Here is a 12,641-nt window from a genome sequence, read left to right as displayed (position 1 = left end):
AAAGTTGCGCCGCGTATTTTTTAATAATGGGATCTTTTAAAAGACAAAACTATGTTGTGGATTATCGTCATACTGGGTGTTATTGCGTTGATCGTTGGACCAAGCGCATGGGTGAAATTTACCTTGAAACGTTATGCAACCGACCGAAAGGATCTACCCGGAACGGGAGGAGAGCTGGCGACTCACTTGGTGAAACGCTTTGAGTTAAATGAAGTGAACATTGAAACCACACAAGAAGGCCACGACCATTTCGATTTTGGGCAACATGTTGTTCGCCTCAGCCCTAGTGTATTTAATGGACGTTCTTTAACCGCCGTTGCTGTAGCGGCTCACGAAGTAGGGCACGCCATTGCGCATGAAAAGAAACAAAAAATCTCCCATTTAAGCACGCGCTACTTGCCCTTGGCGCATTTTGCTCACCGTATTACAGCAGGCTTGTTACTCGGTTGGCCAGCCCTGAGTTTGCTGTTGCATATTCCCTATGCTGTGCCTTTGCATGCGCTGGTGGTTGGTCTATCTGGGTTATTGGCGGTTATCGTGCAACTGGCGATACTGCCAGAAGAATGGGATGCCAGCTTTAACAAAGCACTACCCATATTGAGAGAAGGTAACTACATCCCACAGGAAGACCTACCCAAAGTGAAGAAAATCCTCACCGCCTGCGCCATGACTTACGTGGCTGCCGCTTTGCTTAGAGTACTCTTTGTGTGGCGCTGGTTTAAGCGATAACTCCTTTTTCGCCTCCGCCTCGTAGGTCGGATGAGGGAGGCACGACCGTGTTGATGTAAGTCGCGCCTTCAGACCGACAGATCGCTTCATCACAAGACTCGAACCAAACGGCGTTTTTCTTCGAAACTACCGCCTACCTCATCAAAACGCCGTTTTGGTTCTCATTGTATGGATGTATTAAGCCTTGTAGGTCGGATGAGGGAGGCACGACCGTGATCCGACATATCTGCGTAAGCCGCGCCTTTAGGCTGATAAGTCACGTCAAACGGCGTTTCACTTCGAAACTACCACCTACCTCATCAAAATGCCGCTTGGTTCTCATGGTGAATGTGTTTAAGGGAGCTGCCTTCTTTATTTGTCGAACTACATAATCTATAAACAATTGTCATAAAAAAGGCATGAACTTCGCATAAAATCGTCTTACTATTAAAAGCTGACTTTTTGGTTAGTGCTTAGATAAGCCGTTGTTTGTATGAATGGAGTTTTTTCATGAATTTTTTTGTTCCTAAGGGCGCGTCAATTTTCGCCTCTTCTTTGTTGTTTGCCGCGATGGCGCAGGCTTCTACCATTGACCTGCGAGTCATGGAGACCACTGATATACATATGAATTTGGTGGATTACGATTACTACGGCGATAAGCAAAGTGATGCGGTTGGATTATCTCGAGTGGCGACTCTTATCAAGGCGGCGCGCGCTGAGGTGACGAACTCGGTGTTGGTAGACAACGGTGACTTATTGCAAGGTACGCCATTGGGCGACTATGTTGCCAAAGGGCGAGTATTGCGCTTCGGTGAGACCCACCCAGCGTTTAAGGCGATGAACTTGTTGGATTACGATGTGGGTAATATCGGTAACCATGAGTTTAACTATGGCTTAGACTTTTTAATGAAGAGTTTAAGTGGCGCTAATTTCCCTTATATTAACGCAAACGTGTATGTCGACGATGGCGATGACGATGCGTCAAACGATCAACCTTATTTCCAACCTTATATTATCAAAGACAAAACTTTCGTTGATTCTGACGGCAAGCAACAAACGGTTAAGATAGGTTACATTGGCTTTGTGCCACCTCAAATTATGTCTTGGGATAAAGATAACTTAACGCATAAAGTTATTGCCAAAGACATTGTTGAAACGGCGAATAAATACGTACCAGAAATGAAAGCCAATGGTGCGGATGTGGTCATTGCCATTCCACACAGTGGCATGATGAACTCTCCTTATTTGAAAGGTGAAGAAAACGCGTCTTATCACCTAGCGAAAGTCGATGGTATTGATGCGATTCTATTTGGTCACTCCCACCGTATCTTCCCTGGCGACAAGGCATTAGCCGAGTTTGAAGGTGTGGATGGTGAAAAAGGCACGGTATTTGGAAAACCTGCGACCATGCCTGGCTTTTGGGGTTCTCACCTTGGTGTGATTGATTTAAAACTAGAGCCTGCGGGCGATGGCTGGAAAGTCGCTGACGGCAAAGCGGAAGTTCGTGCGATTGCGCGTCGTGAAGGCCGAACTACGGTACCTTTAGTGGAAGCAGATGATGGAATCAACAAAGCGGTAGAAACCGAGCATGAAGGGACGTTGGCTTACATGCGCCGTAAAGTAGGTGAATCTACCTCAGACATCAACAGCTTCTTTGCCTTGGTACAAGATGATCCATCCATTCAGATCGTGAACAACGCGCAGATTTGGTACGTGGAAAATATTGTTCGTGGTACTTCTTACGAAGGCTTGCCTATTTTGTCTGCCGCAGCACCGTTTAAAGCGGGTGGTCGTGGTGGTCCAGAATATTACACCGACGTACCAAAAGGCGACATTGCCCTGAAAAACGTCAGTGACCTGTACATTTATCCGAACGATTTGAAAGTGGTGAAACTCACTGGTGCACAAGTAGTGGAATGGTTGGAAGCCGCAGCGGGTCAATTTAATCAGATCGACCCTAATGCGACTGAGCCACAACAGTTGGTTAATGCTTCTTTCCCAACCTACAACTTCGATGTGATTGACGGTATCTCTTACAAGATCGACGTTACCCAGCCTGCACGTTATAACGGCGAGGGCGAAGTCGTGAATCAAGATGCATACCGTATCACTGATGTTATGTTCAACGGTGAAGCGCTTCGATCTACGGATGAATTCCTTGTGGCAACCAACAACTATCGTGCTGGCGGTGGCGGTCATTTCCCTGGCTTGAATGGTGACACCATTGTTATTGATGCGCCGGATAAGAACCGTGATGTTGTTGCTAACTACTTGTTGAGCCAAAATACCATTAACCCAGCGGCAGACAATAACTGGACATTCACTGGTTTTGGTAAGGCGAAGGTGTTGTTTACTACGTCACCAAAAGCCAAAGACGCAGCAGGTAAGAACATGCAGTATCAATCTTTGGATGACAACGGCTTTGCTATCTTTGAGTTGAAATAATTCAGATAAAGTAGCAACAAGCGCCTAAACGAAAAACGCCTGCTAGGATCTAGCAGGCGTTTTTTTATGGGTTGCTCAGCCGAGCTTAACGTTGTTTGGTTTCAAACTCTGGGTGAATCCAAACAGGGGCATCTAGGCTTGGGAGTTGTGCTTTACCAAGAATCATGTCGGCGGCTTTTTCTGCGACCATGATGGTTGGCGCATTCAAGTTGCCGTTGGTGATGGTTGGGAAAATAGACGAATCCACCACGCGAAGGCTTTCGATGCCGCGGACTTGGCACTGCTCATTCAGAACCGCCATTGGATCGTTATCGTCGCCCATCTTACAGGTACAAGAAGGGTGATAAGCACTTTCCACGTTTTCTTTTACCCACTGGTCGATTTCTTCGTCGCTCTGGATATTCATGCCAGGCTGAATTTCATCGCCACGATAATCGTCTAGCGCGGATTGTTGCAACACTTCACGCGTTAGGCGAATCGTATCGCGCCAGTCTTGCTTGTCTTGCTCGGTGGAGATGTAGTTAAACAAGATGCGCGGTTTCGCGGCAGGATTCGCAGATTCAATCCACAATTTACCGCGACTTTCAGGCTTGTTTGGACCAACGTGTACTTGAAATCCATGGCCTTCTACCGCTGCCTGACCGTCGTAACGCATAGCAGCAGGCAGGAAGTGGTATTGAATGTTTGGCCATTTAAGACCGGCACGAGAGCGAATAAAACCACACGATTCAAAGTGGTTGGTCGCGCCAAGGCCCGTTTTAAATAGCATCCAACGAGTACCGATCAAGCCTTTGCTGATTAAGCCAAGCTTACTGTTTAGTGTCACAGGCTTCTTGCAGTAGTACTGGAAGTAGACTTCCAAATGATCTTGCAGGTTTTCACCCACGCCTGGTAATTCGTGAAGCACAGGAACGCCCGCTTTTTCGAGCACGTCTTTTGGGCCCACACCGGACAGTTGCAATAATTGAGGTGAGCCAACTGAGCCAGCCGATAGAATCACTTCTTTGTTGGCGGTAACTTGTTGAGTTTGGCCATTTTTGCTGAACTCAATGCCTGTGGCTTTTTTGCCGTCAAAGGTGACCTTGTGACTAAGTACACCGGTTTTGAGGGTTAGGTTAGGGCGCTGCATAGCACGACGTAAATAAGCGTTCGACGTTGAAGCACGTACGCCATTTTTCACCGTCATGTGCATCGGGCCAAAACCTTCCTGACGGAAACCATTGTAGTCGTCTGTTTTGCCGTAACCGGCTTCTTCGCCAGCATCAATAAAGGCTTGATAAAGCGGGTTGTAGGTCATGTCGTTGCCGTTGTTAGTCGACAATGGGCCTTCGCCGCCACGGTATAAGTCCGCGCCGCCTTTCCATGTTTCGGCTTTTTTGAAGTAAGGCAGGCAAGTTTGGTAGTTCCAGCCTTTGGCGCCGTTTTCTTCCCATTGGTCGAAATCGCAGGCGTGACCACGAACATACACCATGCCGTTAATGGATGACGATCCGCCTAACACTTTACCGCGCGGGCAATGCATTTCGCGGCCATCAAGACCTGGTTCCTTATCTGTGTGGAACTGCCAGGCGTATTTTTCGGTATTCATTGGATAAGACAAAGCGGTTGGCATTTGGATAAAGATGCTCTTATCAGAGCCACCCATTTCCAGCAGCAACACCTTGTGTTCGCCACTTTCTGTCAGTCGGTCTGCCAGCACACACCCTGCGGAGCCAGCACCGACGATGATGTAATCGTACGTTTCGTTTGCCATGACCATTTCTCATTTAATAAGAGCCTCACTTATTGCAAGGCTCGTTTAGTAAGAGTCTCGCCTAGTAAGGGCTTTGAATGTCGTTCAAATCGACAAAGACGCTCTTGTTTTGTGTGTAGTGGTATAAGGTTTCGATGCCATTTTCACGGCCGATGCCTGATTGTTTGTAGCCACCCACTGGCATTTCTGCAGGAGAAGCGCCCCACGCATTAATCCAGCAAATGCCAGCTTGTAATTGATTAATTACGCGGTGAGCACGAGCGAAGTCTTTGGTGAATACACCCGCTGCCAAGCCAAGTTTTGTGTCGTTGGCGCGAGCAATCACTTCGTCTTCATCGGTAAAGCTCAGCACGGACATTACTGGGCCGAAGATTTCATCGCGCACTTGTGGCATGTCGTCGGTGCAATCGGTAAAGACAGTCGGAGCAACAAAAGCGCCTTTGTCTAAGCCGTTTTCAGTGACTTGGTAACCACCGCACAATAGAGTCGCTCCTGCGTCTTTGGCGGCTTGAATGTAGCCCAAGACTTTTTGCATGTGGTCTTTAGAGATCAAGGCACCGACTTGTGTGTCCATGTTCATTGGGTCGCCAATGATCATGGCTTCAGTGCGCTCTTTTAATTCCTTGGTAAAAGCGTCCATCATATCTGCGTGAACGAAAACGCGTGTACCATTAGTACATACTTCGCCTTGTGTGTAGAAGTTCGCCAGCATGGCGGCAGAAACGGCTTGGTCCACTGGCATGTCTGGGAAGATGATCATAGGCGATTTACCGCCAAGTTCCATGGTGACTTGCTTCAAAGATTGTGCAGAAGCAGCCATGACCTTTTTACCTGTTCCAACTTCACCTGTGAAAGACACTTTGTCGATGTCTGGGTGGTTAGTGATCATTTGACCTGTGCGTGCGTCCCCTTGGATGACGTTAAAAACACCATCAGGCAAACCTGCTTGGGTAAAGATCTCTGCCAGTTTAAGAGCGGTAAGCGGTGTTTCTTCTGAAGGTTTGAAGATCATTGCGTTACCAGCGGCTAGGGCTGGGCCTGATTTCCACATAGCGATTTGGATTGGGTAGTTCCACGCACCGATGCCAGCACAAATACCCAGTGGCTCGCGGCGAGTGTAAAAGAAATTACCATTACAAAGGTCTTGGTAATCGCCTTGGATTTTATCGGTTAGGCCTGCGTAATATTCGATCACGTCAGCGCCCGTTTGAATGTCTACGCAAATAGCTTCTTGAAGTGGTTTGCCTGTGTCTAGAACTTCAAGACGAGCCAGTTCTTCGTTTTTTTCACGTAATAGCTCGGCTGCTTTTTTTAGAATGCGTCCGCGTTCTACAGGGCTCATTGCCGCCCACACTTTTTGACCTTGTTTTGCAGACTCAATAGCGGCATCTAGTTCAGCTTGTCCCGCGTGTTCGACTGTTGCAATCACTTCGCCAGTGGCTGGGTTGATTGTCTCAAAGTGTTCTCCGCTGGTGGATGCATGGTAGCGGCCGTGAATGTATTGCTGCTGATGTGCCATGATGTGCCTCTTTAAGTCTGTTTCAATACTCTGTTTAGAGTCGTTGAGGTATTTGATTTTTATTAAACGCGCGTTTAATAAAAACAATTGTACATATTCTGACTATAAATTGCAGCTCGAATCCATCAATTAGTGGGCTTAGGGCAAAAAAATGACGTTATGATGTTCGCTTTTTAAGGCGCTACTTATAAGAAAAGAGAGGAAAAACGAGAGGTTAAGAAAGATAAACGCCTCTACATAAGAGAGTAGAGGCGTAAAGAGAATTTTTCTTAGTTGCGGTGTTATTTAAAGGCTGATTACACCATTTGATTCATAGCTGATAGGGCTTGGTACATAATCGTCCGCCATGTCATCGTTTAGCCATTCAGTGCCATCAATCACGTATCTGAACTGATAAACAGTGTCTATATCCAAATTGAGTGTTGACGCAAAGACACCAGATTTTTGCTTTTTCATCGGATTAGCCGTGCTATCCCAATTATTGAAGTCTCCCACGACCGCGACATTTTTTGCGTCACCGACGGTTTCTGCAGGCAATGCAAATTTCACTTTGCATTCGGGTTTTGTCTTTAAGTAGGTTTTCTCAATCATGTCCAGCTCCGTTATCTTTGATAGAAAAATGAGTGAAGGCTACGACAAAAAGCCTGAAGGGTAATAATGTGAGCAAGCAAGGCTTGCGCCATCTTTTTTAACTACTTAATTTATTTAAAGAAAAGATTTTCGCTCTGCTTTATTGTGCTTATTTCTATGGGTTTTATTGTGTTGAATGTGTCAGTTGTGCGCTATTTTTGGGCTTACTAATACGTACAATTTGCTGACGTAAATTCACAATTCACTTGCTCCAAATGTTCTACACTAAAATTACAACAAAAATAATGAGGTGTTTGTATGGACCTTCAAATGGGCGTTCTCATTGTGTTAAGTGTGATGCTTGTTATTAAAGTGATTTATTTGGCGTTTTTTAAACGACCAGAACGACACGGTCATCATCGCCATGCGCATCACTCAAGCCACCATCATCACGACTCTTGATAGCAAAGAGTCATATTATTGGTTATGACCTCGGTAGCGTTTGTTTTTCGCTTCTTTGATTGTATTTAGGTCTACGAGGACGAGTCCGTCCACACAGTAGCCAAAGTCGGCATCGACACCAAAATCTAAGAAGCGAACCCCGCCCGGTTCACATAACTCACTGTATTGCTTGAACAAGGTTGGCACACTCGCGCCAAAGTGACCAAGTTGTTCTTTTAGTATTCGAAAGTCTTCTTCGTAGTCTTCGCCACTGAACATATCGGTAATAATGTCATTGTGTTCGGCGTTCACTTGATATGGCGTGAAAGAACGCGCTAGGTGCTCTTGGTCGGCAAAGTAGAGCTTATAAAAGGAAACGATAAAATCTTTCGCGACTTGTGGGTAGCTGTTGCTTAGGCTTACTGGGCCGAACATATAGCGAATTTCAGGGTGTTTATCTAAATAAGCCCCAATGCCGTACCACAAATAATCTAAGCTACGCTTGCCCCAATATTTTGGCTGAATAAAGCTGCGACCAAGCTCGATGCCTTGCTCAAAATAGGGTTCCATGTCACAAGAGTATTGAAATAACTCGGCACTGTAGATGCGATTTGGCGTTTCTGATTTCATGTATCGAGCAACTTCGCCAATACGGTATGCACCGACGATCTCTAGTTCTTCTTCATCCCATAGAATCAAGTGACGATAATATTGGTCAAACTTGTCTAGATCAGAGCGTTCGCCAGTACCTTCACCCACTTTACGGAAGGCGATTTCACGCAAACGCCCGATTTCTTTCATGGTGACGGACATTGGATCGTAATCAAACAGATAGATCTGTTTGTTGTCCTTGGTGCTGCCAAGGTGTTCTGAGATTTTCAGCTCTTGTTTGATCATTTGTCTGTTTTGCGGGTGCTCCACCGTTTTTTCGGTTTTAAGCAGTGGCTTTTTGCCTTTAGCAATACGGTACAAATGACGTTTTACTAATTTGTTTTTCTCTTTGTCGCTTAATGGCAGTTTGGCTAATTCTTGAATCGGAATCGCTTGACCAACTTGCATGGGAATTTTGCGGTTACGCTGGCGAAACATCTCATTAGCAAGCTGTACGGTAGAGAGCGGACGGTATAGTAAGGAGCTGGTGTAAAACAACATCGAGTTACGTCCGCCGATGTGGACAGGCAGTAATGGGCTGTTGGTTTTTTGCGCCAGCTTAAGATAATTTTGATTCCATTTCTGATCTCTTACGCCACTTGGTGACATGCGCGATACTTCGCCAGCGGGGAATATGATGATGGCTTCTTCATTGTGTAGGCAGTTCATGATGGCTTTAAGCTGCTGGCGCGCGGTTTTTCCGCCAAGATTATCCACGGGCAACACCAGCTGTTTTAAACCATCAAAGCCCATTAATAAATCATTGGCGACGATTTTGACATCGGGACGAATTTCGCCCACTAGGCGCAACAGCGCTAGCCCATCTAAAGCGCCAAGAGGGTGATTGGCGATGATCATCACACGACCACTGGCAGGAATATTTCGTCGATCAACTTGGCTAACGTTATAGCTAAAGTTGAAATGATCCAGAACGCGATCAATAAATTCGAAGCCGACACAGCCGTGGTTTTTTTCCAGGAATTGGTTTACTTCACTTTCGTGGAATAAGCGTTTGAGGACGCTTAACGTCGGGCGAGTGATTAAAGGGCTTTTATCGAAAAATTGAGGAGATTTACTGGCAATCATTTGTTCGACTTGTATCACAGTGGTGCTCCGCTCTAATAAGTTTTTGGATATCTTATTAGTGAGAGTAGAGCGTCAGTATGACAAAGGCGTGACGTTTATATGGCGGATGTGTGACGCACCATAAACAAATAATACACAGGTCGTAAGGCAGAATGGATTAGCGTGGCTAACTTGCAGTAGTGTTGTCTTCGTCTGTTTTTTCTTCAAATTTATAAAAGAAATTCCATAGGCAATAAACTGTGATGCCTGCTGAAATCATGGCCCAAATAGGTTCGTCTGCCGTCCATTCAATAATGGCCCAACCAGCACAGAATAAAGTGGTAACAACTCGACGCCATTTAGGGCGAAAAAACGCGCGATCAGATTCAGACAGCATAGTTTTCCAGTGTCAATTAAACAGGTAATTATCAGAGCCAATAGCAGGGGATATCTACGAAAAGTAAAATATCCCTTAAGCTTATTGAGCTTTCGTTTTGCTATTTCCTAGGGAAATATGACGTGATCCCGTTAGCTGAGATTGTCCGCTAACCCCTGAATCGATTTTATCTATCTGCCCACCACGAGCTAGAAACTCTTGCATTTGCTTTTCAATGGATTCCGAGGTTTCCGAAGCTGCCGGCTGTTTCTTCTTAGTTGCCATGATAAATAGTCCTTGTTTTTAGATTGAACAAGGACTATACCAGATTTTCACAATATTTGCTTGTTATTGGCTAACGTCTGCAATCGTGTGTCTATCTTATGCGGCACAGTGCTGCGAAGCATGGCTTTAATGTGGCGAATAAGGGTGATGTCGACGAATGAGAGGGTTCAATAGTCGTGTTAACCAACCCGTAAATTCAATAGGTGCATCCAAGACAGTAAGACAAATACACTCTGCGTCTTTGGTGACGATAGGCTTGTGCTTATGGCTTGCATCTCGGTTAATAAAGTCACCTTGGCGGTACACACCGCTTTCATCGGAAAAAGCACCTTCTAGCACTAGGGTGATTTCATCGCCAGTATGGGTGTGAGTTGGCATGTGCGCACCCGCTTTGACCCGCGTTAGAGCAACTTGCGCGCCGCCTTCTTCATTGTAGAGTGTGGCAATTTTAAAAGACGGTGATAAGCGCATCCAATTTAGATCATCGTAGCTGCTTTTGATGAACTGTCGTAGGCTGCGAGGAATACGATACTCATCTTTCCAGCTTTGTTCTGGCTCTGTTGCCGTTTGCTCTTTTTTCAGAATGTCTTGCTCCGGTAGCTCTGCTAGCTTTTGGAAGAAGCTGTCTTTTAAGCTATCAAGACGACGCTTTTCGGTCTTGGCTTGTTCAAACAGATGCGTTCCAAGCATTTCGAGTTTACGAATCTGCTGTTGGCATTCTGAGCAATGCTCTATGTGAGTAGACACACAAAGAGAGTGCGCTAAAGGCAATGAGCCAGCGGCATAATCGGTCAATGTTTCAATCGATGGATGGTAGTTAATCATCGATACTACCTCTTAACGTAAATAGTGAGTTTGTGCAAAGCGAGACGGACGCGAGATTTTATCGTTCCAAGGGGAAGTGATAACTCTTCTGCCGCTTCCTTGTGGGTTTTGCCTTCTAAATAGACTTTGGCCAAAACCTGCTTTTGATCCTTGGGTAATTTATCTAAACCCTGTTTAATGCGTTCTTGATCTCTTTTTTGCTGAGCGTCTTTAAATGGGTCTGCATTTTCATCGACCACGTTTTGCCAGAGGAATTCTGGGTCGATATCCGATTGATGTCGGCTATTCTTGCGCAAGTAGTCGATACGGGCATTTCTTGCCAAAGTAAAAACCCAAGTATTGAGTGACGCGGACTCTGGCTTGTATGTGTGCGCTTTGTTCCAGATTCGAATCATCACTTCTTGGGCGATATCATCGGCCATTAAATTGGCACCGGGTTGAGCCGCAAGACAGAAACTTCGGATCTTAGGAACATAGTAATCGAACAAGCGTGCAAGAGCCGCTTGGTCTCTTGTTTCAGCCACGGCAAGCATGTCTGCAGCGCGCTCTTCATCGTATTCTAGTTGGGTTACGCGTTCCATTTTGGCTCCATTAATGAAAGCTATCTCGACGCCTTGTGTGCGTTATAAATGTATTTACGTCATTTGGCTAAGTGTGGATCACTTTAACGATCAAAAACAATGAAAAAATAATGATCCAAAGTTCTGTGTTTTGCGTTTAAATCAAAGAATCAAACACCTGACAAGGTAACAGCTAAGGTAAGTGATGAATATGGCGGACGCTAAAGTAGATCCCAGTTCTTTGTTAATAGAACGCTTCAAGGCTTTTTATCTCGATGTGAAGCACCCACAGCTCGACAAAATTGATGATATATACACAGAAGATGTATTGTTCAAAGATCCCGTCCATGAACTGCGCGGCGCAGAAACCTTGCATGCTTATCTTTCCGAAATGTGTGCCAACGTTCACAGTGGGCGTTTTGAGTATTTGGATCAGACTGTGTCTGAAAATACGGCTTACATAAAATGGAATATGCATTTCAAACACCCTAAATTGGGTAAGAAGACCATCACAGTGCGCGGTATTAGTCAGGTGCAATTTGATGAACGTATTTACTTTCATGAAGATGTTTATGATCTAGGGCAATTAATCTATGAGCATGTGCCCTTATTAGGTGTTTTTGTGAAAGGATTAAAAAAGCGTTTGGCAACGTAGGGAGAGTGTTCAGATGAATCAAGCAACACAAAAAGACACAGTGTGGATCACAGGTGCCAGTTCAGGTATTGGCTTGGCGCTTACCAAATGTTTTTTAGATGCTGGTTGGAAAGTCATTGCCAGCGCACGAGGGCCAGGCGAGCTAAGCGCCTTGATAGACGCCAATGAAAACCTTTCTTTTGTTCCTTTTGACATGACAGACGAAAGCCAAATGGACACTGTCCGAGAGGCATTGAGTGCCCAAACCGATAAGCTGGATTGCGCGGTATTAAACGCCGGCACGTGTGAATATTTAGATATAACAGAGACAAATCCTGACTGGAAAATGATGGACCGGATCATGTCAGTGAATTTTATTGGTTTGGTGAACAGTGTCGAAGTGTCTCTCCCGCTATTGAAAAAATCACCGCGAGCGCATTTGGTTGGGGTAAGTTCGCAAGCCGTGCAAGCAGCTTTTCCTAAAGCTGAAGCTTATGGTGCCAGCAAGGCGGCAATTCGCTATTTTTTGTCTTCCTTAAGAATGGATTTGAAGCAATATAATGTGGATGTGACTTGTTTGCTGCCCGGTTTTGTTGATACACCATTAACGCAGAAAAATACTTTTGATATGCCGTTTCTTATGTCCGCTGATGACGCGGCAAAGCGTATGTTTACGGCTTTAAAATCCCGACCTTTTGAATACGCCTTTCCTAAGCGTTTGACTGCTATGTTGTGGATTGGTCGACATTTTCCAAAATTGTGGCTGTCTAAATTAGCGCCTAAAAAATCATCTTCTACTTCAGCTTAGC

General features: G+C 45.3%; 13 protein-coding genes. 5 read left to right on the top strand and 8 right to left on the bottom strand.

Features of this window, described 5'->3' with window-relative positions; all coding sequences use genetic code 11:
* The first annotated feature begins 51 nt into the window (after nt 1-51).
* Together DFP75_RS14760 and DFP75_RS14755 are read left to right on the top strand one after the other, a co-directional pair.
* Entirely contained in the window at nt 52-729 is a 678-nt protein-coding gene (locus DFP75_RS14760; RefSeq protein WP_110576824.1) for a zinc metallopeptidase, read from the top strand.
* Between the two features lie 489 nt (nt 730-1,218).
* Nucleotides 1,219-3,153 carry a bifunctional 2',3'-cyclic-nucleotide 2'-phosphodiesterase/3'-nucleotidase gene (locus DFP75_RS14755; RefSeq protein ID WP_110576823.1) on the top strand — a complete coding sequence of 645 codons (1,935 nt, stop codon included), beginning with the start codon at nt 1,219-1,221 and terminating at the stop codon, nt 3,151-3,153.
* Between the two features lie 85 nt (nt 3,154-3,238).
* On the opposite strand, the gene betA is transcribed toward DFP75_RS14755, so the two are convergent.
* The 3 genes from betA to DFP75_RS14740 form a co-directional block, all read right to left on the bottom strand.
* On the bottom strand, nt 3,239-4,906 hold the full coding sequence (betA, locus tag DFP75_RS14750; RefSeq protein ID WP_110576822.1) for a choline dehydrogenase: 1,668 nt from the start codon (nt 4,904-4,906) through the stop codon (nt 3,239-3,241).
* Between the two features lie 61 nt (nt 4,907-4,967).
* On the bottom strand, nt 4,968-6,425 hold the full coding sequence (gene betB / locus DFP75_RS14745) for a betaine-aldehyde dehydrogenase (RefSeq protein WP_110576821.1): 1,458 nt from the start codon (nt 6,423-6,425) through the stop codon (nt 4,968-4,970).
* Between the two features lie 285 nt (nt 6,426-6,710).
* Nucleotides 6,711-7,016 carry an isoamylase early set domain-containing protein gene (locus DFP75_RS14740; protein ID WP_110576820.1) on the bottom strand — a complete coding sequence of 102 codons (306 nt, stop codon included), beginning with the start codon at nt 7,014-7,016 and terminating at the stop codon, nt 6,711-6,713.
* Nucleotides 7,017-7,313: 297 nt separating this feature from the next.
* On the opposite strand from DFP75_RS14740, the gene DFP75_RS18460 reads away from it, so the two are divergent.
* A complete protein-coding gene (locus tag DFP75_RS18460) occupies nt 7,314-7,457 on the top strand; it encodes a hypothetical protein (protein ID WP_175404968.1) in 144 nt (47 codons plus the stop codon).
* 15 nt (nt 7,458-7,472) lie between these two features.
* Here the strand turns inward: DFP75_RS18460 and olsF are convergent, their stop codons facing one another.
* From olsF to DFP75_RS14715, 5 genes are all read right to left on the bottom strand, one after another.
* Entirely contained in the window at nt 7,473-9,191 is a 1,719-nt protein-coding gene (gene olsF, locus DFP75_RS14735) for a bifunctional ornithine lipid synthase OlsF (protein ID WP_175404967.1), read from the bottom strand.
* Between the two features lie 148 nt (nt 9,192-9,339).
* Nucleotides 9,340-9,549 (bottom strand): hypothetical protein, encoded by a 210-nt coding sequence (locus DFP75_RS14730; RefSeq protein ID WP_110576818.1) that lies wholly within the window; start codon nt 9,547-9,549, stop codon nt 9,340-9,342.
* Nucleotides 9,550-9,630: 81 nt separating this feature from the next.
* Nucleotides 9,631-9,813: a hypothetical protein gene (locus DFP75_RS14725; RefSeq protein ID WP_024025667.1), complete on the bottom strand. Its 183-nt coding sequence runs from the start codon at nt 9,811-9,813 to the stop codon at nt 9,631-9,633.
* Nucleotides 9,814-9,939: 126 nt separating this feature from the next.
* On the bottom strand, nt 9,940-10,638 hold the full coding sequence (locus tag DFP75_RS14720) for a ChrR family anti-sigma-E factor (protein ID WP_110576817.1): 699 nt from the start codon (nt 10,636-10,638) through the stop codon (nt 9,940-9,942).
* Nucleotides 10,639-10,643: 5 nt separating this feature from the next.
* The gene (locus DFP75_RS14715; RefSeq protein ID WP_110576816.1) at nt 10,644-11,219 is read right to left on the bottom strand and encodes an RNA polymerase sigma factor; all 576 of its coding nucleotides are present in this window, start codon (nt 11,217-11,219) and stop codon (nt 10,644-10,646) included.
* A 190-nt stretch (nt 11,220-11,409) separates the two neighbouring features.
* On the opposite strand from DFP75_RS14715, the gene DFP75_RS14710 reads away from it, so the two are divergent.
* Nucleotides 11,410-11,853 (top strand): nuclear transport factor 2 family protein, encoded by a 444-nt coding sequence (locus DFP75_RS14710; protein WP_245927070.1) that lies wholly within the window; start codon nt 11,410-11,412, stop codon nt 11,851-11,853.
* 13 nt (nt 11,854-11,866) lie between these two features.
* Nucleotides 11,867-12,640 carry an SDR family NAD(P)-dependent oxidoreductase gene (locus tag DFP75_RS14705; RefSeq protein WP_110576814.1) on the top strand — a complete coding sequence of 258 codons (774 nt, stop codon included), beginning with the start codon at nt 11,867-11,869 and terminating at the stop codon, nt 12,638-12,640.
* Nucleotide 12,641 lies beyond the last annotated feature (1 nt).

The sequence above is a fragment of the Marinomonas alcarazii genome, from assembly GCF_003208215.1.
GTDB lineage: Bacteria > Pseudomonadota > Gammaproteobacteria > Pseudomonadales > Marinomonadaceae > Marinomonas > Marinomonas alcarazii.
The sequence above is the reverse complement of the archived record's forward strand: the minus strand, read 5'-3'. Positions and strand labels throughout refer to the sequence as shown.

What these genes read in the sequence shown, in the direction of transcription:
- DFP75_RS14760 (WP_110576824.1), top strand. Translation starts at nt 52, where the DNA reads ATGTTGTGGATTATCGTCATACTGGGTGTTATTGCGTTGATCGTTGGA.
- DFP75_RS14755 (WP_110576823.1), top strand. Translation starts at nt 1,219, where the DNA reads ATGAATTTTTTTGTTCCTAAGGGCGCGTCAATTTTCGCCTCTTCTTTG.
- betA (WP_110576822.1), bottom strand. Translation starts at nt 4,906, where the DNA reads ATGGCAAACGAAACGTACGATTACATCATCGTCGGTGCTGGCTCCGCA.
- betB (WP_110576821.1), bottom strand. Translation starts at nt 6,425, where the DNA reads ATGGCACATCAGCAGCAATACATTCACGGCCGCTACCATGCATCCACC.
- DFP75_RS14740 (WP_110576820.1), bottom strand. Translation starts at nt 7,016, where the DNA reads ATGATTGAGAAAACCTACTTAAAGACAAAACCCGAATGCAAAGTGAAA.
- DFP75_RS18460 (WP_175404968.1), top strand. Translation starts at nt 7,314, where the DNA reads ATGGACCTTCAAATGGGCGTTCTCATTGTGTTAAGTGTGATGCTTGTT.
- DFP75_RS14730 (WP_110576818.1), bottom strand. Translation starts at nt 9,549, where the DNA reads ATGCTGTCTGAATCTGATCGCGCGTTTTTTCGCCCTAAATGGCGTCGA.
- DFP75_RS14725 (WP_024025667.1), bottom strand. Translation starts at nt 9,813, where the DNA reads ATGGCAACTAAGAAGAAACAGCCGGCAGCTTCGGAAACCTCGGAATCC.
- DFP75_RS14720 (WP_110576817.1), bottom strand. Translation starts at nt 10,638, where the DNA reads ATGATTAACTACCATCCATCGATTGAAACATTGACCGATTATGCCGCT.
- DFP75_RS14715 (WP_110576816.1), bottom strand. Translation starts at nt 11,219, where the DNA reads ATGGAACGCGTAACCCAACTAGAATACGATGAAGAGCGCGCTGCAGAC.
- DFP75_RS14710 (WP_245927070.1), top strand. Translation starts at nt 11,410, where the DNA reads ATGGCGGACGCTAAAGTAGATCCCAGTTCTTTGTTAATAGAACGCTTC.
- DFP75_RS14705 (WP_110576814.1), top strand. Translation starts at nt 11,867, where the DNA reads ATGAATCAAGCAACACAAAAAGACACAGTGTGGATCACAGGTGCCAGT.